Source organism: Allobosea sp. 10L422 (genome assembly GCF_056395345.1).
The window spans coordinates 1-21,725 of sequence record NZ_JBFTJI010000013.1 but is presented as its reverse complement, the minus strand read 5'-3'; the positions used below and the strand labels follow the sequence as shown (position 1 = coordinate 21,725).

18 protein-coding genes and 1 tRNA gene are annotated in these 21,725 nt (G+C 63.0%); 12 read left to right on the top strand and 7 right to left on the bottom strand.

Going from position 1 to position 21,725, the window contains the following annotated elements; genetic code table 11:
• Positions 1-61 precede the first annotated feature (61 nt).
• From AC1DEZ_RS21820 to AC1DEZ_RS21775, 10 genes are all read left to right on the top strand, one after another.
• Positions 62-1,036, top strand: coding sequence for a substrate-binding domain-containing protein (locus AC1DEZ_RS21820; RefSeq protein ID WP_476780637.1), 975 nt, complete (start codon positions 62-64; stop codon positions 1,034-1,036).
• Positions 1,037-1,129: 93 nt separating this feature from the next.
• Entirely contained in the window at positions 1,130-1,975 is an 846-nt protein-coding gene (locus AC1DEZ_RS21815) for an ABC transporter substrate-binding protein (RefSeq protein ID WP_476780743.1), read from the top strand.
• A 13-nt stretch (positions 1,976-1,988) separates the two neighbouring features.
• A complete protein-coding gene (locus AC1DEZ_RS21810; protein ID WP_476780636.1) occupies positions 1,989-2,900 on the top strand; it encodes an amino acid ABC transporter permease in 912 nt (303 codons plus the stop codon).
• The gene (locus AC1DEZ_RS21805) at positions 2,897-3,697 is read left to right on the top strand and encodes an amino acid ABC transporter ATP-binding protein (protein ID WP_441509679.1); all 801 of its coding nucleotides are present in this window, start codon (positions 2,897-2,899) and stop codon (positions 3,695-3,697) included. The genes AC1DEZ_RS21810 and AC1DEZ_RS21805 overlap by 4 nt, the downstream gene beginning before the upstream one ends.
• A 325-nt stretch (positions 3,698-4,022) precedes the next feature.
• Positions 4,023-4,355: a c-type cytochrome gene (locus AC1DEZ_RS21800; protein ID WP_476780635.1), complete on the top strand. Its 333-nt coding sequence runs from the start codon at positions 4,023-4,025 to the stop codon at positions 4,353-4,355.
• 439 nt (positions 4,356-4,794) lie between these two features.
• Positions 4,795-5,610 (top strand): cytochrome c oxidase subunit II, encoded by an 816-nt coding sequence (locus AC1DEZ_RS21795; RefSeq protein WP_476780634.1) that lies wholly within the window; start codon positions 4,795-4,797, stop codon positions 5,608-5,610.
• Between the two features lie 63 nt (positions 5,611-5,673).
• Positions 5,674-7,434, top strand: a complete 1,761-nt coding sequence (locus AC1DEZ_RS21790) for a cbb3-type cytochrome c oxidase subunit I (protein WP_476780633.1) — start codon at positions 5,674-5,676, stop codon at positions 7,432-7,434.
• A 12-nt stretch (positions 7,435-7,446) separates the two neighbouring features.
• The gene (locus tag AC1DEZ_RS21785) at positions 7,447-8,163 is read left to right on the top strand and encodes a cytochrome c oxidase subunit 3 (RefSeq protein WP_476780632.1); all 717 of its coding nucleotides are present in this window, start codon (positions 7,447-7,449) and stop codon (positions 8,161-8,163) included.
• A 36-nt stretch (positions 8,164-8,199) separates the two neighbouring features.
• Positions 8,200-8,922, top strand: a complete 723-nt coding sequence (locus tag AC1DEZ_RS21780) for a heme-copper oxidase subunit III family protein (RefSeq protein ID WP_476780631.1) — start codon at positions 8,200-8,202, stop codon at positions 8,920-8,922.
• 9 nt (positions 8,923-8,931) lie between these two features.
• A complete protein-coding gene (locus AC1DEZ_RS21775) occupies positions 8,932-9,267 on the top strand; it encodes a cytochrome C oxidase subunit IV family protein (protein ID WP_476780630.1) in 336 nt (111 codons plus the stop codon).
• Positions 9,268-9,298: 31 nt separating this feature from the next.
• Here the strand turns inward: AC1DEZ_RS21775 and AC1DEZ_RS21770 are convergent, their stop codons facing one another.
• Positions 9,299-10,270, bottom strand: coding sequence for a D-cysteine desulfhydrase family protein (locus tag AC1DEZ_RS21770; RefSeq protein WP_476780742.1), 972 nt, complete (start codon positions 10,268-10,270; stop codon positions 9,299-9,301).
• Between the two features lie 426 nt (positions 10,271-10,696).
• Between AC1DEZ_RS21770 and AC1DEZ_RS21765 the strand changes: the two genes are divergently transcribed.
• Positions 10,697-10,773: transfer RNA gene (locus tag AC1DEZ_RS21765), tRNA-Arg, on the top strand.
• Here AC1DEZ_RS21765 and AC1DEZ_RS21760 read toward each other — a convergent pair.
• Genes AC1DEZ_RS21760 through mobF form a run of 3 tightly spaced genes read right to left on the bottom strand, consistent with a single transcriptional unit; the run spans position 10,744 to position 15,345 of the window.
• Positions 10,744-12,417, bottom strand: coding sequence for a recombinase family protein (locus tag AC1DEZ_RS21760; RefSeq protein ID WP_476780629.1), 1,674 nt, complete (start codon positions 12,415-12,417; stop codon positions 10,744-10,746). The two genes, AC1DEZ_RS21765 and AC1DEZ_RS21760, sit on opposite strands and share 30 nt — an antisense overlap.
• Before the next feature lie 43 nt (positions 12,418-12,460).
• On the bottom strand, positions 12,461-12,700 hold the full coding sequence (locus AC1DEZ_RS21755; protein ID WP_476780628.1) for a hypothetical protein: 240 nt from the start codon (positions 12,698-12,700) through the stop codon (positions 12,461-12,463).
• The gene (gene mobF, locus AC1DEZ_RS21750) at positions 12,697-15,345 is read right to left on the bottom strand and encodes a MobF family relaxase (RefSeq protein WP_476780627.1); all 2,649 of its coding nucleotides are present in this window, start codon (positions 15,343-15,345) and stop codon (positions 12,697-12,699) included. Before mobF ends, AC1DEZ_RS21755 begins: the two co-directional genes overlap by 4 nt.
• Positions 15,346-15,733: 388 nt before the next feature.
• Between mobF and AC1DEZ_RS21745 the strand changes: the two genes are divergently transcribed.
• On the top strand, positions 15,734-17,308 hold the full coding sequence (locus AC1DEZ_RS21745) for a trypsin-like peptidase domain-containing protein (RefSeq protein ID WP_476780626.1): 1,575 nt from the start codon (positions 15,734-15,736) through the stop codon (positions 17,306-17,308).
• Between the two features lie 218 nt (positions 17,309-17,526).
• Here AC1DEZ_RS21745 and AC1DEZ_RS21740 read toward each other — a convergent pair whose 3' ends face one another.
• The 3 genes from AC1DEZ_RS21740 to AC1DEZ_RS21730 are packed head-to-tail and all read right to left on the bottom strand — an operon-like array spanning position 17,527 to position 21,098.
• Positions 17,527-19,470, bottom strand: coding sequence for a DUF3732 domain-containing protein (locus AC1DEZ_RS21740; protein WP_476780625.1), 1,944 nt, complete (start codon positions 19,468-19,470; stop codon positions 17,527-17,529).
• The gene (locus AC1DEZ_RS21735) at positions 19,467-19,976 is read right to left on the bottom strand and encodes a three component ABC system middle component (protein WP_476780624.1); all 510 of its coding nucleotides are present in this window, start codon (positions 19,974-19,976) and stop codon (positions 19,467-19,469) included. Before AC1DEZ_RS21735 ends, AC1DEZ_RS21740 begins: the two co-directional genes overlap by 4 nt.
• Before the next feature lie 3 nt (positions 19,977-19,979).
• Positions 19,980-21,098, bottom strand: a complete 1,119-nt coding sequence (locus AC1DEZ_RS21730) for an ABC-three component system protein (RefSeq protein WP_476780741.1) — start codon at positions 21,096-21,098, stop codon at positions 19,980-19,982.
• Between the last annotated feature and the right edge of the window lie 627 nt (positions 21,099-21,725).

The window sequence follows — 21,725 nt, the reverse complement described above, 5'->3', positions numbered from 1 at the left end:
TTGATCAGACCAAGTGAACATTTAATCTGCCGGATATTCAAGGCTTGGAACGAGGTATGCGTTGAAACCTGTCATCCGGCTGGCCCTGCGGGACTGGGACTTCATCACGCCGCTGCTGCTCGGCGACGTCGCCTCCGACCAATTCGAGCTCAAGATCGAGCGGCTTGCGGCGCTGCCGGACGATTTCGCCAGCGATACCCGCTTCGACGCCTCCGAGATTTCGTTCAGCCGCTACACGACCGGGAAAGCGCGGGGCGAGACCGGCGTCTTCGGCATTCCGAACTTCATCATGCGCGGCTTCCGGCATCGCTGCGTCGTCACGGCGGCGAAGAGCCCGCTGACGCGCTTCGAGGATCTGCGCGGCAAGCGCATCGGCATCGCCGGCTGGCAGGATTCCGGCAACACCTGGACGCGCGCTGCGCTGGCCGAGGCCGGGATCGGCATCGAGGATGCGTTCTGGGCCGTCAGCCGCCTCGCGGCGGGCCATCCGGTCACCGATCGCATCGGCCGTTATGCGCGGCCGGGCCGGATCGAGGCGCTGCCCGGCCAGCCGCCGCTGCTCGACCTGCTCGCCGCCGGCGAGATCGACGCCGTGTTGATGCCATTCATGCCCAACGGTTTCTTCGCGCCGGGCTCGGCATTCCGCGCCCTGCTGCCGGATGTCCGGGCGGCTGAGGTCGATTATTTCCGCAAGGTCGGCTTCGTGCCCGGCATGCACATCATCGGGCTCAAGCCGGAGCTTGTGGGGCGCGAGCCCTGGCTGCCGCAGGCCCTCAGCGACCTGCTCGACGAGAGCCTGCGCGTCTGGCTGGAGAAGCGCCGCCGCTATGCCGACACCAGCCCATGGCTGATCGACGAGCTCGTGCGCAGCGGGCATGATCTCCCGGCCGAGTGGAATGCGAGCGGCCTCGGCCCGAACCGGGCGATGGTGACGGCGTTCCTGGAACAGCTGCGGATCCAGGAACTCGCCGAGACCGACCTGACGCCGGAGACGCTGTTCCCGGCCGCCGGCGCTGGGGCCGAACAGGCTGCCTGAGCGCGAACCAATTTGAGAAATAACGAACAGGGGAATGCCGCCATGAAGACGATCGTGAAACTTGCCGGTGCCGTCGCGTTTTCCGTTGCGCTCATGCAGGGCGCGGCGCAGGCGCAGGATCAGTCGATCCAGATCCCGAAGCAGAAGGTCGACGAGGCCCTGCGCGCCAAGCTGCCGGAGACGATCCGCAGCGCCGGCAAGATGATCTCGGTCAACAACGGCTCCTTCCCCCCCTACGAGATCGTCACCGACACCAACAAGATGATCGGCGCCAGCGCCGATCTCTCCGAGGCGCTCGGGGAACTTCTCGGCGTCAAGATCGAGCATGCCACGGTCAACGGCCTCGCCTCGTCATTGAGCGGCATCGCCGCCGGCCGCTTCCAGTTCGCCATGGGCCCGATCGGCGACTTCAAGTCGCGCCAGGAGGCGAACGACTTCGTCGACTATGTCCGCGAATACGTGGTCTTCGCCGTGCAGAAGGGCAATCCGAAGGCCATCAACAGCCTTGAGGACAGCTGCGGCAAGAAGATCGCCGTGATGTCCGCCGGCTCGGCCGAGAAGGTCATCAAGGCACAGGCCGAGAAATGCGCTGCCGATGGCAAGCCGGCGCTGGAGGTGATGTCCTTCACCGATCAGCCGACCTCGATCCTCTCGGTGCGCTCGCGCCGAGCCGATGCGTTCTTCTCGTCGCAGGCGCCGCTCACCTACTTTGTACAGCAGGCGAAGGGCGATCTCGAGCTGGCGGCTATCGGCAAGGCGAACGGCTTCCAGGATCTGTTCCAGGGCGCCGTCGTGCCGAAGGGCTCGCCGCTCGGCGAGGTTCTGGTCGGCGGCATCAAGGCGCTGAAGGCCAACGGCACCTATGCCGCGATCTTCAAGAAATGGGGGATCGAGAACAACATGATCGACGAACCCGGCATCAACCGGTCGGCGAACTGAGCCCGAGCACAGAATGAGCAACGCAACGCAGGCGACGCCCGAGCGCGAACTGGCGCTACGCGACGTCGCCAAGGCGCACCGCCCGGTCGAGTGGGGACGCTGGCTGCTCTGGGCCTTCGTGCTCGCCGTCGCAGCCAACTTCGCCTGGATCGTCGCCTGGAATCCTAATTTCGGCTGGCCGGTGGTGGCGCAATGGTTCACCGCGGAGTCGATCCTGCGCGGGCTCTCGGTGACGCTCGGGCTGACGGTCGTCGCCATGGTGATCGGCGTCGCCATCGGGCTGGCGCTGGCCATCGCCCGGTTGTCGGAGGACCGCTTGTTCAGCGGCGTCGCCGGTCTCTACATCTGGTTCTTCCGCGGTACGCCTCTGCTGGTGCAGCTCATCTTCTGGTACAACCTCTCGACGCTGTTCCCCGAGATCTCGATCGCCATCCCCTTCGGGCCGACGCTCGTCAGCTGGCACACCAATGACCTGATCACGCCGATGACGGCGGCGATCGCCGGGCTTTCGCTGAACGAGGCCGCCTATATGGCCGAAATCATCCGAGGCGGCCTGATCTCCGTCGACAAGGGACAGGTCGAGGCGACCGACGCCTTCGGCATGACGCGGGGGCGGGCGCTGCGCCGCGTCATCATCCCGCAGGCGATGCGCTCGATCGTGCCGCCCACCGGCAACCAGCTCATCAGCATGATCAAGGCGACCTCGCTGGTCAGCGTCATCGCCATGGCCGATCTGCTCTATTCCGTGCAGGCGGTCTACAACCGCACCTTCGAGGTCATCCCCATGCTGATGGTGGCGGTGATCTGGTATCTCGCGATTACCTCGGTGCTGAATATCGGCCAGGGCTTCATCGAGCGCTACTACGCCCGCGGCGAGCGCGGCGCGACGCAGGCCAAACCCGTCATCGCGGAGCCGACGCCATGAGCCGCGACGCTATCAAGGCCGGGGCCGCGCCGCTGGTCAGCGCCCGCAACGTCCACAAATCCTTCGGCGCCAACGAGGTGCTGAAGGGCATCGACCTCGATGTCGCGCCCGGAGAGGTCGTGGTGATCCTCGGACCGTCAGGCTCGGGCAAGTCGACCTTCCTGCGCTGCATCAACCATCTCGAGGCGATCGATCGCGGCTCGATCATGGTCACCGGCGAGCAGATCGGCTACCGGCTCTCCGGCGAGCGCCTGATCAAGCTGTCGAACCGGGCGATCGCGGCGCAGCGCCGCCAGATCGGCATGGTCTTCCAGCAGTTCAACCTCTACCCGCATATGACGGCGCTGGAGAACATCATCGAGGCGCCCGTCGGCGTCCACGGTCACAGCCGCAAGGAGGCGACCGACTACGCCATGGAGCTGCTCGGCCGCATCGGCCTGACCGAGAAGGCGCATGCCTATCCGCGCCAGCTCTCGGGCGGCCAGCAGCAGCGCGTCGCCATCGCGCGGGCGCTCGCCATCCGTCCGAAGCTGATGCTGTTCGACGAGCCGACTTCCGCGCTCGACCCCGAGCTCGTCGGCGAAGTGCTGGCGACGATGCGCGATCTCGCCAGACAGGGGCTGACGATGATCGTCGTCACCCATGAGATCGGCTTCGCGCGCGAGGCGGCCGACCGTGTCGTCTTCATGGATGGCGGTGTCGTCGTCGAACAGGGGCCGCCGGGCGAGGTGCTCGCCTCTCCCAAGCATAGCCGCACGCGCTTGTTCCTGAGCCGCTTCATTCGCGAAGCGGTTTGAGGCGTGACGCCGCAGGAGCGCTGACGACAGCGCCAACGCCGGAAAAGCTCGCCGACAAAACGCCCTCAGAGACCGTTTGAGAATCCCCCGAGCCCTCATCCTTCGAGACGCTGCTCACGCGGCTCCTCGGGATGAGGGCCGGAGTTTCCAGACGGTCTCTCAGGCGATTTGGAGCGATCAAGTATTGGCAGTATAAACATACCGCGAATGCGGCGCGGTCGACGGGTCTGACGGAAGGATCACCTCTGTTTCTTGAGGAGTGTGTCCGATGGCATGCAGGGCCGTGATAGCATTGTCGATACTGGCCGTATGGCCTCATTCAGCCATGGCGGCCGGCGACACCGCCGCAGGCGAGAAGATCTTCCTGAGATGCCGGGCCTGTCACCAGATCGGCGAGACCGCGAGGAACGCCGTCGGGCCAAAGCTGAATGGCCTTTTCGGCCGCCACTCGGGCTCGATCGAGGGCTACAGCTATTCCCCCGCCAACAAGAACTCCGGCATCGTCTGGGACGAGCCGACATTCCGGGATTACATCAAGGCACCGCAGGCCAAGATCCCAGGCACCAAGATGACGTTCCCGGGCCTCAAGTCCGACCAGGAAATCGACGACGTCGTCGCGTTCCTCAAGCAATTCGATGCTGACGGAAAGAAAAAATAGCCGGTTCCCCTCCCGGTTTCGGCTGCGACCAAGCTGTTCTGCGGTGCAGTGTCGATTGACAACTCCCGCACGCAGGGCGACAACATGATGATGACTTTTGGCCGGAGACTTGACTGCCCCGTGACCCGGTCCGAAGTGTATGCCCCCGCTGGCGGCGCGTGATTGCCGAGGCGGGCCGAGGGTTCGGCGATGGCGAGCAGGAAGCACAAGGCTGAGCCTTCCACTCCGCTCGGCGGCGTTCGCGCCCGGCAGATGCCTTGCTCCACCCCCGATCGTATCGGCCTCGTTCGTTTCGAGCAGAGGATCCGGCCGGCCGCGGGCTGCAGCGTTGTTTCGATGTCGAAGATGAGTTCGTCTGCCTAGCGCTGCGGCGCATTTTCCTGCGCCGCAGCGTTGCCTTGCTCCTGTTCATCGCCGCCCTCGGCAAGGATGAAAAGGGATGGGTATCGCGGTCGTCCTGGCTCTGGTCGTGATCGGCTCGGTGGTCTTCCACTTCCTGAGTCCGTGGTGGTGGACGCCGATCGCCTCCAACTGGCGCTATATCGACGACACCATGATCATCACGTTCTGGATCACCGGCGCGGTCTTCACCGCGGTCGTGCTGTTCATGGCCTATTGCGTCTTCCGGTTCCGCCATCGCGAAGGCCGCCGCGCCGCCTACGAGCCGGAGAACAAGCGACTGGAATGGTGGCTCGCGATCGGCACGGGAATTGGCGTCGCAGCGATGCTGGCGCCCGGCCTCGTCGTCTGGCACCGGTTCGTCACGGTGCCGAAGGACGCTTCCGTCGTCGAGGTCGTCGGCCAGCAATGGCAATGGGCCTATCGGCTCCCGGGCGCGGACGGCCAGCTCGGCGCCACCGACATCGCCCAAGTCACGCCCGAGAACCCGCTCGGCATCGATCCGAAAGACCCGCGCGGGCAGGACGACATCGTCATTCAGGGCGATCAGCTCCACCTGCAGCTCGACAAGCCGGTCAAGCTGCTGCTGCGCTCGCTCGACGTGGTGCATGATTTCTACGTCCCGGAATTCCGGGCCAAGATGGACATGATCCCGGGCACAGTGACCTATTACTGGCTCACGCCGACACGCGCGGGCACCTTCGAGGCGCTGTGCTCCGAGCTGTGCAGCACCGGCCACACCTTCATGCGCGGCGGCGTCGTGGTCGAGCCCGAGAGCCAGTACCGCGACTGGTTGCAGCAGCAGAAAACCTTCGCCCAACTCCAGAGCTCAACGAGGACGCAGGCGAAAAACTAGGGATGAGCGAGGGGGCGAGCTCCGAACGGGGATTTCGTCCTGCGAGGCGTGGGAGATGGCCCGATGGTCGACGTGATGCACGGCGTCCCCGAACCGCTACCGGCGGCCGAGATCGACGATGTCGAGCTCTATCATCCGAGGAGCTGGATCACGAAATACGTCTTCTCCCAGGATGCCAAGGTCATCGCCATCCAGTATTCGAGCGTGGCGCTGGCGATCGGGCTGGTCGCGCTGGTCCTGTCCTGGCTGATGCGGCTGCAGCTCGGCTTCCCCGGCGCGCTGCCCTTCATCGACCCCGATCGCTACTACCAGCTCATCACCATGCACGGGATGATCATGGTGATCTATCTGCTGACCGCCCTCTTCCTCGGCGGCTTCGGCAACTATCTCATCCCGCTGATGCTCGGCGCGCGGGACATGGTGTTCCCCTATGTGAACATGCTGAGTTTCTGGATCTATTTCCTCGCCGTGCTCGTGCTCCTCGGCGGCTTCTTCCTGCCGGGCGGCCCGACCGGAGCCGGATGGACCCTCTACCCGCCGCAGGCGATCCTCGCCAACACGCCCGGCCAGCAATGGGGCATCATCGTGATGCTGTCATCGCTGATCCTCTTCATTATCGGTTTCACCATGGGTGGGCTGAACTACGTCGTGACGGTGCTGCAAGGGCGCGCCCGGGGCATGACGCTGATGCGCATGCCATTGACGATCTGGGGCATCTTCACGGCGACCGTCATGGCGCTGCTCGCCTTTCCCGCGCTCTTCGTCGGCGCCGTGATGATGCTGCTCGACCGGCTGATCGGCACCAGCTTCTTCATGCCGGCCATCATCGCGATGGGCGAGCCGCTGGCCTACAAGGGCGGCAGCCCACTGCTATTCCAGCACCTGTTCTGGTTCTTCGGGCACCCGGAGGTCTACATCGTGGCGCTGCCGGCCTTCGGCATCGTCTCCGACCTGATCAGCACCCATGCGCGCAAGAACATCTTCGGCTATCGCATGATGGTCTGGGCGYTGRTCGCGATCGGCGCGCTCAGCTTCGTCGTCTGGGCGCACCAYATGTATGTCAGCGGCATGTATCCCRCCTTCGGGTTCTTCTTCGCSACCACGACGCTGATCATCGCGATCCCCACCGCGATCAAGGTCTACAACTGGGTGCTGACCCTCTGGCAGGGCGATATACACTTCACCGTCCCGATGCTGTTCGCGCTCGGCTTCATCGTCACCTTCGTGAATGGCGGGCTCACCGGCCTGTTCCTCGGCAATGTCGTCGTCGACGTGCCGCTCTCCGACACGATGTTCGTCGTGGCCCATTTCCATATGGTGATGGGCGTCGCGCCGATCCTGGTGATCTTCGGAGCGATCTACCATTGGTATCCGAAGGTTACCGGGCGCATGCTCGACGATCGGCTCGGAAAGCTCCATTTCTGGGTCACCTTCCTCGGGGCCTATCTGATCTTCTTCCCGATGCACTATATCGGATTGATGGGCGTGCCGCGGCGCTATCACGAGATCGGCGGGATAGCCCTCGTTCCGTCGTCGGCGGCAACGCTGAACGAATTCATCACGGTCGTCGCGCTGATCGTCGGCGCCACCCAGCTCGTCTTCCTGTTCAATCTCATCTGGAGCCTCCGGCACGGCCGGCCCGCCGGCGGCAACCCCTGGCGCGCGACCACGCTGGAATGGCAGACGCCGCAGACGCCGCCCGCCCATGGCAACTGGGGCAAGACCCTGCCCGTGGTCTACCGCTGGCCCTATGACTACAGCGTGCCCGGTGCGGCGGAGGATTTCCTGCCGCAGAACCAGCCGCCGGATCCGCGGGCCGCGTGAGGAGATGTCGCCATGGGCGTGGTCCTCAGCTTCATCGTCGTCGTGGCAGCCTTCGCCGGCTGGTGGCTCTCGCGTCAACGCCTGACGGCAAAGCCCTGGCTCGAGGTCGGCGTGATCGGCGACGCGGCCGAGCCGACCTCGCCCATGACGGCGAAGCTCGGCCTCGGCACCTTCCTCGTCGTCGCCAGCTCGCTCTTCGCGCTTCTCATCAGCGCCTATTCGATGCGCATGAGCATGGCGGATTGGCGCGCGCTGCCGATGCCGACCGTGCTCTGGTTCAGCACCGGGCTGCTGATCCTGGCGAGCATCGCCCTGCACATGGCGGTGGTCGCCGCGCGTTGCGACGAGCCGGGCCCGCTCCGCTCCAGCCTTCTCGCCGCGGGCGTCTGCTCGCTCGCCTTCCTCTCGACGCAGGCACTGGCATGGCGTGAGCTTGTCGTCTCCGGCTATTTCGCCGCGACCAACCCCGCCAGCGCCTTCTTCTATCTGGTCACAGCCATTCACGGAGCGCATGTGCTCGGCGGGCTCGTCGCGCTTGGCCGAACCTCCGTCAGCGCCTTCGCTACGCCGAAGGACCTTGCACCGAAGATTCCGCGTGAGCTGACCCTCAGCGTCGAGCTCTGCGCCATCTATTGGCATTTCCTGCTGCTGGTCTGGCTCGTCCTGTTCAGCCTGCTGATGCGCTGGACCGACGACCTCATCGAGATCTGCCGGGGATTGCTGACCTAGAGCCTGGCCTCATGAGCTCCCATCGAGGAGGGGCCGATGAATGAGATTGCGCCGACTGCCGTAAACACGGACATCGCCCGCCCCACCGGCTGGCGCGGTATCGCGGCCGATTGGTCGTCCGATCAGCGGGCCTTCAAGAACGTCTCCTGGGGGAAGGCCATGATGTGGATCTTCCTCCTCAGCGACACGTTCATCTTCGGCACCTTCCTCATCTCCTACATGACGGTCCGAATATCGACGGTGGTGCCCTGGCCCAATCCGAGCGAGGTCTTCGCGCTCGAGATCGGCGGCCACCACCTTCCGCTGATCCTGATCGCGATCATGACCTTCGTCCTGATCAGCAGCAGCGGCACGATGGCGATGGCGGTCAATTTCGGCTATCGCCGCGACCGCAGGAAGACGGCGATCCTGATGCTCGCGACCGCTCTGCTCGGCGCGACCTTCGTCGGCATGCAGGCCTTCGAATGGACGAAGCTTATCCGGGAAGGCGTGCGCCCATGGGGGAACCCCTGGGGCGCCGACCAGTTCGGCTCCAGCTTCTTCATGATCACCGGCTTCCACGGCACTCATGTCACGATCGGCGTGATCTTCCTCCTCATCATCGCCCGCAAGGTCTGGCGCGGCGATTTCGACCAGGGTCGGCACGGCTTCTTCACRAGCCGGAAGGGYCGYTACGARATCGTCGAGATCACCGGCCTSTACTGGCACTTCGTCGATCTCGTCTGGGTTTTCATCTTCGCGCTGTTCTATCTCTGGTGAGGTGGCGACATGGCACAGCCTGCAGCTCACAACGACGCGCAACAGCACCCGATCAGGCTCTACCTCGTGGTCTGGGTCTGGCTGTTCATCCTCAGCACCTGCTCCTACCTGGTCGATTATTTCGGCCTCGTCGGCTACCTGCGCTGGTCGCTGATCCTTCTCTTCATGATGTTGAAAGCCGGCCTGATCGTCGCGGTCTTCATGCATATGGCCTGGGAGCGGCTGGCGCTGACCTATGCGATCCTCACCCCGCCGCTGGCGCTCATCATCTTCGTCGGCATCATGATGTTCGAGTCGCACTACACGCTCTTCAGCCGGCTGACCTTCTTCGCGGCTGGCTCGTGACGCGAAGTTCCCGAACCCGGCCTGGATGTCTCTACCGCTGAAACACCTCCGGATAGGCAAAGAGACCGGGCGCACCGCCCGTGTGCCAGAAAACGACGGTCTCGTCAGGGCGGATGGCGCCGGTTCTGACAAGTGAAAGAAGTCCAGCCATCGCCTTTCCGGTATAGACCGGATCGAGGAGAATGCCTTCGGTGCGGGCAACCAGCTGGACGGCCTCGATCATCTCGGCGGTGGGCTGGCCATATCCCGGCCCCACCCGGGAATCATCGATCTCAAGAGCGGACATCGCGTCCCTCCGGCGATCCTCCAGACCGTAGATCTCCTGAACCAGCCCGGAGACGATGGCCCGCGCCTGCTCGGATGAGCGGGAGACGCTGATGCCGTGCACGCGCCAGGGCAAGCCGGCCTGCTCCACGCCGGCGAGAATGCCGGCATGGGTGCCGCCGCTTCCCGTCGGCAGAAGGATGCGGTCGATGCGGCAGCCTTCATCCTTCGCCTGGGCAGCCAACTCCAGAAGTGCGTCGCGATAGGCCAGGCTTCCAAGCGCATTCGAACCGCCGACCGGGATGAAATACGGCCTCCGTCCTTGCGCCGCCAGCCCTGCCATCGCCTCCTCAGCGGTCGCGGCACCGTCCTCGCTCGCGGCGAGGAGGCGAATTTCCGCGCCAAAGATCCCGTCGAGCAACCAATTCCCGTTGGTTCGATAGGCTTCGCCGCGATTTGCGACCGAGTCGGTCAACAGCAGCAGGCAGCCGAGGCCCTGCCGTGCCGCCGCCGCCGCGGTCTGGCGGGCGTGATTCGACTGGATGGCGCCCATGGTCACCAACATGTCGGCGCCGTGTTTCAGAGCATCGGCCACCAGATATTCAAGCTTGCGGGCCTTGTTTCCGCCGCCGGCAAAGCCGGTGCAGTCGTCACGCTTGATCCAGATCGACGGAGCCCGGCGATTGCCGCCGAGCGCGCTCGCAAGGCGCGGCAATCGCTCGAAGGGCGTCGGCAGCATCGCGAGCCGGATCGTGTCGTGGCGGTTCATTCGAGCAAGCTCCCGGTATCTGGACGGCATAGGCGATACCATACTGCCGGAATGGAGATTGGCTGGGTCCGCCGCCGCATGCCGGATGCGCGCCTTCGACGCAGCGGCATGCCCATGGCGACACCTCAAACATCTGCGTGCGTCGCCATGCCTCCCCTTGATCGTCTTCTACCCCACCAGCGATCGCGCGATATACCGGCATCACCGGTAAACAAGGGTGCCGGAGGCGGGATATCCATCGCAGGGGTCGATGGGCAAATATCGACCACGAACAATGAGCAGCCGCGGCACGCCGACGCGATGCGAATGAATGACCTTGCCGCCTCGGTCTCCGCCCTCCTGCAAAATCCTGCATTGCCGAAGCGGCGGGGATCGGCTATCCAGCGTTCACGGTTAGCGCCCGTAGCTCAGCTGGATAGAGCGTTGCCCTCCGAAGGCAAAGGTCACACGTTCGAATCGTGTCGGGCGCGCCATTTCGGTTCAAAACTGCGAACCGCATTTCCTACCGAGGCGCCGTGCGTCACTGCCTGTTCGAGGGTGGCTTTGTCGCCGATGATACGGATGACGTGGTCATCGACTTCGATCCGATCCACCAGCGAGCGGATGTAGGCTTTCCGGAACGGGACCTCGCCGTTCGTGACGTTGTCGCGCATGATACGGCTGAACGAATCGATCAAAGCGGGATCAAGGGTTCGCGGTCCGGATTGGCTACGCATGATTCGCTCAAGCGCAGCTTTCGCCTTGTCACGGCCCAGCTTCAGATCGGCGATTCGCTCCTTGAGGATATCATCGAGTTCAGTAAGGCCGTCCTCGACCATCCGGTAGAGCCGTTTTAGCTTCTCCTCGGCCTCCGACACATCTGCCTGAAGGGATGTGATGCGTTGATCGACCTCTGTGGCCTGCCGGACCCGGCGTTCCAGGATCGAGGACAGGAGCGCAGTCAAGCGGTCAGGCTGTAGCAAGCGCTCGGTGATTTGATCGGTTACGAGAGTGTCGAGTTTGTCCATAGCAATGGAGCGCCCCTTACAAGCGCTCTTGCCCATCCGCGCGCAGGTCGAGCAGGTATAGTAGCGATGGACCTTCCCCGAGCTTGAGGTACCGGTCCGCAGCGTCATGGCACCGCTGCAGCTTGCGCAGGTAGCAAGTCCGGTCAGCAAAATCGGCCCGGTCACGATACGGGGCGCGGTAACCTTTGGATTGCGCGCCCGCAGATTGTCCTGCACTCGATCGAACAGCTTGCGATCGATGATCGCTGGAACATCGATCTTCACCTGCTCGCTTTCCGGCTTCTGCCGCAATGTTTTTGAGCTGCGCCGATTGAACAGGGCCTCGCCGATGTAAGTTCGATTGGTCAGGATAGTGTGCACGGCATCGACACCGAAGCGGCCACCTCGCTTCGTCCGGTAGCCACGTTCATTAAGCCAAACAGCCAGCTGCTTGACGCCGATCGGGCCGGCTCGGCCATCACCCTCAGTGTAGAGCTTGAATACGAGTCGAACCATTTCAGCCTCGACAGCATCGACCACAAGCTTTTTCTTCAGGCGGGCGCCCCGCTTCTCGATCTCCTGGGTGGTGTAGCCCAGCGGCACCGGGGAGCCGTTGTAGAATCCCTGGCGGGCGTTTTCTTTCATCGCCCTCAGCACGTGCTTGCCGTTTTCGCGAGACTGGTACTCGTCAAAGAGCGCAATAACCTGGCGCATCATCACCTGCGCCGGGTCCTCGCCGAGTTCCTGCGTGATCGAGACCAGCCTGACGCCAGCCTTGGCCAGCTTGCGGATATACATCTCCAGGCCGAACGCATCGCGGAAAAAGCGCGAGTAGGAGTGCACGACGATGACGTCAAACGGACGGTCGTCGTCGCAGGCTCGCTCGATCATCCGTTGGAACTCGGGCCGATTGTCGTCCGTTGCCGAGGCACCGGCTTCGACATAGCCCGATGCCAATTCCCAGCCGCGCGCAAGACAGAACGCTTCGATCTGCCGGGTTTGGTCCGGAATCGACAAATCTCCCTCCGCCTGGCGACCTGTGCTCACGCGATAATACCCGCAGCAGCGCAAGCCAGCGCCTTCGGTAACGAAGCCAGATGAGATCGCAGAAGCGCGGAACATCGGTGTCATGATCGGTCTCGGAAAACGTCGGCGTTGAGTCTGCCAGCTGGAGCTATGCTGCGGTAGAGTCGGGATGAACAACAGCGTTCGGATCCACTGAGGAGCGCACGACATGGTAAACGCCATGTGCTCGCAGCAATTCGTCGAGGACACGACCGAGATAGATTTCGACCGTCTCGACCTCTCGCGTGGTGATCGGGACGGTCTGGCCCCAGTTATCCGTCACCGTCGTGGCGGCGTCTTCGAGAGCCATCTTGGCGCGACGCTGCTGCTTGCGAGTCGCGGTCGTCATCGCGAGAGGTCCGGCATCCGGCTCCTCTCTGGAGCATGCCCTTCCAACTTGCGGCGGATCTCCGGCTGCAATCCCAGATCCTGCGGCGGCGGGCTGACCTGATAGTCGAGTGTCGAACGCTTCAGACCAGAACGCGAAAGGGCTGCTGCGAGAACGCCGAGCCGTTCCTCGCGCGTCACCGAGCGTTTGCGATCGTTCAAGAACCGCGCCGCTCTCGCTCGTGCATCGAGGTTGCTGCGATCAGCAAAAAGCTGCGTGCGGCCCCGGGCGCGACTTGCTGCAACAAAGATGTCATGGCGATCCATCGCTGGATCAAGCAGAACGAAAGCTTCTTCCGTGGTCAGTCCCTGCGAACCGTAGCAGGTCGTCGCATAGGCATGAGCTATTTGAACGCGCCCCTGATCGTCCTGCAGGTCGCTGTGAGTGAACCGAATAACGCGGCTGCCGATATGAGCTGTGAGCGATATCGCGCCATTCTGCGCACGACCCACTTGCGTCAGGACCGCGCTCGTACCGTTGATCACCCCTAGTCCGTCGTGCCGGGCGAGGAAGCGGATCTGATCACCGCGAGTCAGAGGCAATTCGTAGCTCTCGCCTGAAGGCGTGACAGCCAGCACAATCGCCGCGTCGATAGCGGCGATCTGCCCTGCCTGCCGCAGGCACTCGCGCGCAGCCTCGTTCAGCATCGCGACCTGTCGATTGCTCTTGGCAATGAGCAGCCTGTCGTGATTGGGAGTCCTGCGGCGGGCTTGATCCCACGCATCGACGACGGCTTCGATCGTCGCCTTGGCGTTGGCGCCCTCCGAAAACGCCCCATGCTTATCGAGCAGTGCGAACGCCTGATCAGCGTCGCCCTTGCCGAAGGCCGTGACGGTCTCTCGCGCCCAGGCCTCGCGTTGCCGGACGATCGTATCGACGCGCTGCGTGCCGATCGCATCCGTGACGATGTTCAGGCCTGGTCCGCCGATGGGCTGGAGCTGCCTGCGATCTCCGACCATGCGCACGGCGACCTGTTTGCCAGACTGACGAGCAGCTGCGACGGCCGACAACAACCGATGAAACTGCCTGCTGCTGAGCAATCCCGATTCATCGACCAGCAGGACGGTTCTGTCCGCAAGGAAGTCTTGCCCGTGTTCTGCAAGGGCAAGCCAGCTATCGAGGGCGCGGGCCTGGATCTGAAGCTCGTCGCGCAATTGATGAGCGATCTTCCAGGCATTCGCCGCGCCGATCACCGTCCAGCCGGCCTGTGTCCAGGCTTCGGCGACCGGGCGCAGCAGCGTCGTCTTCCCAACGCCAGGGCCGCCTTCGATCAGGCCGAGGAGGTTTGGACCGCAAGCTGCCCTGGCCGCTGCGGCCTGTTCAGGATTGAGCGAGGCAGCAACGATCAGTCTGTCGGCGATATCGATCTGCGGCGAAGCAACTTTGTCCGTACCCAGGTCAGCTGCAATCTGATGCAGCTCCTGTTCAAGTGCGACGATCTCAGGCGTGGAGTAGATCGCATGACCCCAGAGATCGCGAGCGAGGGGTACCACCTTCTGGCCCTGCTCCAGTCCCTCCAGAATGGCCGCCAGGTCGTGCTCGCCCTCGACCTCCATCAATGCGGACGCTACGGCGGCCACCAACTGGCGTCGCTCAAATGTGCTACCGCGTTCGGTCAACCCCGCCAGAGCACACGCCAGCTGCTCCTCGCAGGACTGAGCGCGCGAACTTTCCATCGCTGATGCGACCAGCGCCTGTTCGGCAACACGCTCAGGGACGAAACCGAGTTCAGCAGCACGCGCCCGCCACAAGTCGTGCCGATCTTGATCGTCCGCTTCTAGCTTGCTCGCCCGCGTGGCGCGCGCCTTTGCGGCGGCCAGGGCAGGAACGTCAGCACTGTCGAGGCCGAGTTCAGCGAGTTCTGAGACGATCTCTTCCCGGCGTGCGGAGAAGTAGCGGCAAAGCTCGCCGTCAACTCCGGCGATCTCGAAGATGCCGTTCTTACCGGTGACCTCGGCCAGCAGGCCAATGCGCTCCAGGCCCTGCGCCAGGCTTCGATGATAGACTGCGCCTGCTGCCATCTTCCAGGAATGCAGCGGACGGCCGTCAAGGCAACCGAACGAACCGTCGCCGCGCTCGGCGAGGTTCATAACCACGGCATGATGATGCAGCGCCGGGTCTGCGAAGGTGCGTCCATCCGCATGTTCCGCCGGTCGCGCCTCGCCATGCTGGAAAACGGCAGCGGTCAACGAGACGCGCTCCAGCACCGCCCCGCCGCGCCCACGACGACAGAAGGCAGCCTCGGCCTCAATCAGTCCTAAAGCAGACCGGACCGCTTCCTGCTGGGCATTCTCAATTGCGTGGCGCAGCTCATCACTGGCTAGCGCCCACAGCACCGATACAGATTTTGGGGCGGAGAATGTGACGTCGTAGCCGCCGACTGCGGCAGTTCGGTTGCCGTCATTCGACAACAGCGAACGGCCAGCCGGATGTCGCGCACCATGTAGGTTCTCGAAGGCCTCGCGTTCGACCCGCTGCCCCGCCGCAACGCCAAGCCCGGGGCCAACAACGAGCCAAACGCCCTGCGGCTCGCGACCGCCAAGATAATACTCGACCTGCGCCAGATAATATCGCGCTGAGGTACCGGCTGCGATCGTCGCGACCATGACTGCCTCCAGAAAGGAGGCTCTTCAATAGCCACGCGCAAAATCGCCATTTTTGAATTCTTATTCCCAAAACACCGTCGGCAGACACAGCAGGAGATCGGGCGAACCGTTCAAATTGGCCGAAACTGGCCCCTTCGTGACGTTCGGCGCGTCCGGTTTCGGGTGGTGCAGGTCAGCCGTTTGCGACGCAGCCAGAGTTGTCCCACTGCCGACGCATGCGATCTTCGCCTTCCTGCGGCTTGCGCTGGAGCGAAGCGATGGTAGACGTTCCTACAACGGGGTCTTCCTTCGCATACGGGCTGTGCAACTGCGGCCTAAGAGCGAATGTCTGTCCATACCATCCGCGCCGATTGCTTCGGGGCACTGGCGAGATTGGAAGGGAGACCCCGTGCCTTCACCTGCGCGCTTATTCGGCAAGCATAAGTCGATTCCAATTCCGCCCGAATTCAGTGATGAAGCCATCCTGCTGGGCTTTCTGGGCTTGGGCCCCAAAGAACTCAAAAAGATTTGGTGGTACCGTTACCAAATGTACACCCGATTTCAAATTGCCAAAGGCAAGGGTAAATCTCGCATCATCACGGCGCCGGATAAGCGGCTCAAAATCTTGCAGAGCAAGCTGGCCCCGCTGCTGGATCAGATCTATCGAATACGAAATCCGGTGCATGGATTCGTGATAGACCGTTCCGTGAAAACCAATGCCGAGGCCCATGGGCGAAGGCGGCACATCATTAATTTGGACCTTCACGACTTCTTCCCGACGATCACAGAAAACCGCATTCGCGGATTGCTACGATCGCTAGGGATCGGAGAACGGGTCGCGCACATTGTGGCCCGCATATGCTGCTGCAATGGCCAATTGCCGCAAGGTGCGCCGACAAGCCCAGTGTTATCCAACATGATCTGCTATCGTCTCGATAGCGAACTGCTGAGGATCGCGAAAAGTGCTCGGGCGATCTATACGCGATACGCCGACGACATCACGTTTTCGGCCTTTCAGCCGCCCAGCCCGCTTTTTCAGGGCCCACTTCCGGCGGCAGGACGGTTCTCGCCCGAAGTCCTCGTGCCGGCAGTCACGTCCGCATTCAAAGGAAACGGGTTCACGATCCATCCTGACAAGGCCCACTACGCCGATCGGAATTCCCGCCGCATAGTTACCGGCGTGAAGATCAATGCAGGCCTTAACGTTGACCGACGGTACGTCCGCAACATCCGGGCGATCATGCATTCGATCCAAACCATCGGCTTACCAGCCGCGCAAAAGAAGCATGACGACGGAGGCGGCAAGGGCAACCTTGAAGCGCATTTGCGTGGCAAGATCTCCTACATCGCCCATCTAAAAGGCCAACCTGATCCTGTCGTCCGTTCGCTGGCGTTTCGTTACAACAAGTGCTTTCCAGCGAAGCCGATCAAGCTGACGCCGACAGTTGGCGAGCGTCGCGATCGGTCAGTTTGGGTCATAGAGACCGACACCCATCATGGCACGGCATTCTTTCTCAAGGACATCGGTCTGGTTACCGCTGAACACTGCGTAAAGGGAGCGGAAGCGGTCGAAATCTTACATCCAACGAAACACGCTACGAAATTCGCCGTAAAGGTTTTGAAGCGCCACGAGCATCGAGACCTCGCGATCCTGGATCACTCGGGAATACCCGAAACGGAATATTTCGCGCTCGAGCCGGCGATGGATGGAATCTCGGTAGGCACTCCGGTTACGGCTTATGGCTATCCAAGTTGGGCACCTGGCGATCGTTTGAATGAACGGCCTGGCTATGTCAGTTTGCTTACCCCGAAGGCTGGCGTTCAAAAGGTCGAGGTCACACAACAGCTTGCTCAGGGCATGTCGGGTGGTCCCATCCTGGATGCTCACGGCAAAGTCGTCGGCGTCATTCACAAGGGCGGTCCCGACGAAGGCCGTCAATTGGCGATCAATCTCAGCGTACTACGGGACTGGCTCGCGGAATGACGAAGCAATAGGGGGGCTCAAGCCGTTGCCGCTTTAGGCTGCACCTGCCTGATGGTGTTCTCGACAAGGGCGGGTCACCAGCTTTTGCAGCTCGCGTTCGATCCTGCGCCGTTCGCCCCGATCCCTGGGAGACCTCCGCGAGGGCCTCCCGCCTCGTCCGATTGCGTCGGCCCGTTGGCCTAGTGTTGCTTGTCCCGAGTCTACCCGGAATTTGTCCGTCACGAAGCCGGTCGCAACCATGATGGCGGCACGAGCTTTATGTTATCGCGCCAGCGCTGCGCGATGGAGTCGCGGAACCAGTCCTGCAGCAGTTCGACGTGATCCATCACAATGATCTGCATCCCGGGATTATGGGCGTCGCAGTAGTCGAAGAGAAGCCGGTAGAGGCGGGCCACAGCCGCCTGGTCCTCGTCGCTTTTCCCATCGATTTCCCCGACGTCCCGGTCGGCCGGGTAGTGAACCTGCGAGGGCTGGTCCAGCATCAGGAACGCCGGCACCGGCCGGTTACGCGCGCGGAAGAGGCCATGCAGCGCAAGGTGGGCCGCCACATGGTAACCTACCCAATTCTCACCGCTGCCGATCTGAGGGAGAGCTAAGGGTCCATCAATCGTATCGGCGACCACGGTCAGGTTCTTGCGATCCAAGCGCAACGTATTCTCGCCATGCTCCAGGTCGAGATCTCGGGCGTACTTGGTAAGATCTCGGCTGACGAGGCTTAGCGCCGTCGTGAGGCGTTCCTCCATCGCCTCCTGGTCGAGCAGTTGCTCCAGTTCAGCGACCTCGGCCCGGGCCCTGGCGATGGCGAGGCGAATCCCGTCGTCTGAAGCGACCGACTGAGCGTTCTCAAGATAGTACCCGATACGTCCAGCCATCCGGGCTTGCTCGGTAAACTGGTCCTGCTCGATCCGGAGCCGCTCGTTCTCGGAGATTCGTGCGATAATGTCCGCCTGCACGATCCGCATTCGATCGTCGACGGAATTGCGTCGGGCCTCAAGTTCCGCTTGGCGGGCCTGCAATCGAGGGTTGTCCCGCTTCACCGACTGGAGCTGTCCATCGAGTGCGCTCAAGGTCCGCCTGACTTCGGTAACCGATGGGATCGGCGTCGGGAGGTGACTATCGCAAAGGGGACAGGTTTCGGCGTCGCCGCTGTCGTCGGACAAGAGGCCGATTGAGGCTAAGCGCGCCTTCTGTTCGCTGGCCTCGATCTGAAACTCTGAAGCTTCCCGCTCAAGACGCTGGACTTCGGCGATCTCGTCTCGAATGTCCTGCATTTCTCCGCGCAGGCGGCGCCGTCGGTTCTCAAGGTCAGTGAGGTCCGTCGCCGGATCGTCGTTGCGGGCGTAGGCAAGCTCGCGCGGCGCTGCCGCCGTCGCGAGCAGCGCCCGAATATCGGCCGGGGTCTCGCCAAAGGCCCCTGGCGGAAGCAGGCCAACCCTCTTGGCGTCTTGCATCAGCGATTGGGCGGTCCCTGTCACTTCGTTAGCCAGCGCGCGGGCATCGGCATATTGACGTTCAAGCTTGCGAAGCCGCCCTCGGGCTTCCTCATAGCGCATCCGCTGCAGGTAGTGATCTTCGCCCATCGCCCCCACGAAATAGGGAAGGGAGTCCTTGATATGCTGCGGGATGAACTGCTCCCCTTGGCGGTGGAAGAGCAGGCGGCGGTTGGCGATCTCATCCTGGGCCTGAAGGCAGAAGAAGATGGCTTGGCTGGCCGACGCCTCCAATGGGATGCGGGTAGCTCCTGGCTCCGGCACGAACCTGTTCTCAGCGATGCCGAGAACTACTGACAGGTGATTGCGCAACCCATCGCCCGTCACGTTCTTCGCGAACCCTTCAGGGCTGTCGGGGAGGCCCTCCACACCGCGCTCGAAGAAAATCTCGTCGCTGGCTTTACCGGCGGGGCCAGGGTTGCGTCGCGCAACGAGGATGCCCTCGCCGTCCCTATCCAGCAGGATGGCGAACCAGGATACGTTGCGCCGAATCTCGCCCTCCGGCACCGTGCATTCACCACGCCCCCAGCAGTAGTCTACGATGTCGAGGAGCGCCGATTTCCCGGTCTTCGAGGCCCCCGTAACGACGTTGAGGCGACCGAGGGCGAACTCGACCTCGCGGCGTTCGCCCGTGTGGGAATAGATCGCTATGGATCGGAGCTGCAGGGTCATGGCGTTACGCCCATGGTCTGGAGGATTTGGACGGGCGCGCCCTGGCTGCCGAACCAGCGACCGAGGAGGGCGGCCGCCCTGCGGATATCATCAACGGCGGGAGTGCTGACGGGCGTCTTGGCCGAGAGCTTCATCGGCTTTTCGCCCGTCCGCAGGCCATCGGGTCCAACCGTGAGCGCCCGATGTTGGGTCAGAAAAAGCAAGGCTTCGCGGCTAATGGGCCGCAGCCGCAGCGTGCGTTCCGGAAGCTCCGCCAAGATGGCTTCGTTGTCCGCCGACCAGGTCGCGAAGGTCGTGTCCGCCCGGCCGGGCAGAGCGGCGAGGGTAGCCGGATGGAGGACAAGCGGCAGCACAACGAACGCGAGGGGTAACGGAAAGGGTGAGGCTCGGAGGCGCTCATAATCCTTGGTCGCGCGAGCGATCAGCTCCCCGCAAAAAGCCGGATTCAGGAGGGCCGCCTCCTCTGTCGGGCGATCTCGCCAGTTCAAGCTCCAGCGCGAGGCCATAGGTCAGGCGTCCTCTGTGGCGCACGCTGTCACGTAGTCCGGATGCCAGCCGACCCGCATATCGTTGGCTAGCATGTGGTAGGAGCCGACAGTCAAGAAGCGGTGAGTGATGGATCGGAACGGGAAGCGCGCTTCGGCCTCAACCCAGCTGTATATATCTTGGCCGCCGGCGCGCTGCGAGGCTGGCGACGGCTCTCCGGCGGCGAGCTTGTCCTGCATCTGCTGGAACCGGGGCTGCCACTCTTCGATGAGTGTGACCTCGTACTTCGCGATTTCACCGTCGAATACGAGGTGCTCGCGTACCCATTTCGATCGTTGGGTGAACGCTCGATAGTAGTCACGCTTGGCGTACTCTACTCGGTTACCGCCGACGCCGACGGCCTTGAGTTGCCGTACGAACAGCCGTCCCTCATAGTCCGCGATCTCCTCGGCTGGCGGATCTACGTGCTCTTGATCGGCGACCAACGCGCCGCGCTTCAGCCCGTCGCGGATGTCGTCAAGCTTCGCCTCAACCTCCAGTATCGATATCGCCTCGCTGGGTTTGTGCATAAGGGCTTTGCATACACGTGGCCACCACCACCCCTCGAGCCGCTCGCGGGCCAAGGCGGCCTTTCCGCGCGGAGCGATGAGGCGAAGGTCACTTTCAATGACCTCGCCAAGGTCCATCAAGAGCGGCTGGTTGTCCAAGACCTCGATCGAGCTCAGCAACGATGCACGCATCCTGGGGTTCAGCGCCAGGAACGCCGCATGCGCAGCCTTGAGGTCCTGATTGCCGCCGGCCTCGGCGATCGGCGTCAGCAAGGCTGCTGCGCGCTTTGGGTCGCGCTCTCCGCCAACGGTATAGGCGCCAGCGGGACGGAGCATGGACGCGGCGCTATCCTGAGGCGCGGAGCCCGTAGTGACGAGCGCGAAGCGGGTCCGCGCCGGCATGGTCGGATCAGCGGCTGCGGCCTCGCTCCAGATCCGCAACGTCTTCCAGAGGTCCGCGCTCCTATCCGACAGGCTGGCGACCCGGTCTATGTGATGCTTGGCCTGCAGGAGCTCCAGCGCAGTCCCGTTGGTCTCGAACGAGACATCGTCAAGTCGCTCGATTCCAATCTCGATGCCGGCGCTGGCGTTCACGTGCTTCAAACACAACGCCAGCGCTAACCTGGCCTGATAAAGGTAGCCGGCGGCTGACGGTGCTGCACTGAAGCTTGTGGAACCAGTAGCCAAGTGAAAATTACCCCCGGTCGGAACCTCCAACATTTGCGAGTTTGTGGCAACCTTCAGGTTGCAACTGGAAGCTTCCCCATCCGCAGGGTACTGCTTTTCGGACAACGGCATACGAAGCACAGACCGCTAGGTGCGGCGCCTGTGGGGAACATCCACTTACCCCTGCGCCGTCCGCTGCTGGAGACTCCGCAGATGTCTGCTTAACGGCAACCCGCCAACGTCCGCAGGTGGCGCTCGGCCGCCGATGTCGTTCGATGATGCGCTCCGGAGTGGCCTAAGGTTGTCCGCAACTTTGGCTCAAGGCCTCAGTCTGCTCACTGCCGCCTCCCAGCCATCTAATCCGCCCGCTCGACCCGCATCGAGATAGAGCCGGGTCGGTCGAAGATCTGATCCGCCCCCGCCGGCTGGTCCAAGGTGATTGTTAGTGGACGGTTGGTCTCGACACCAGCGCGGGCGGCGTAGCTGGTCCGGGTTGCGCAGCCGCCCTCGCGGTCATGGCGGGGATGAAGACCTCTGGCGCGGGAGGCTTGTATC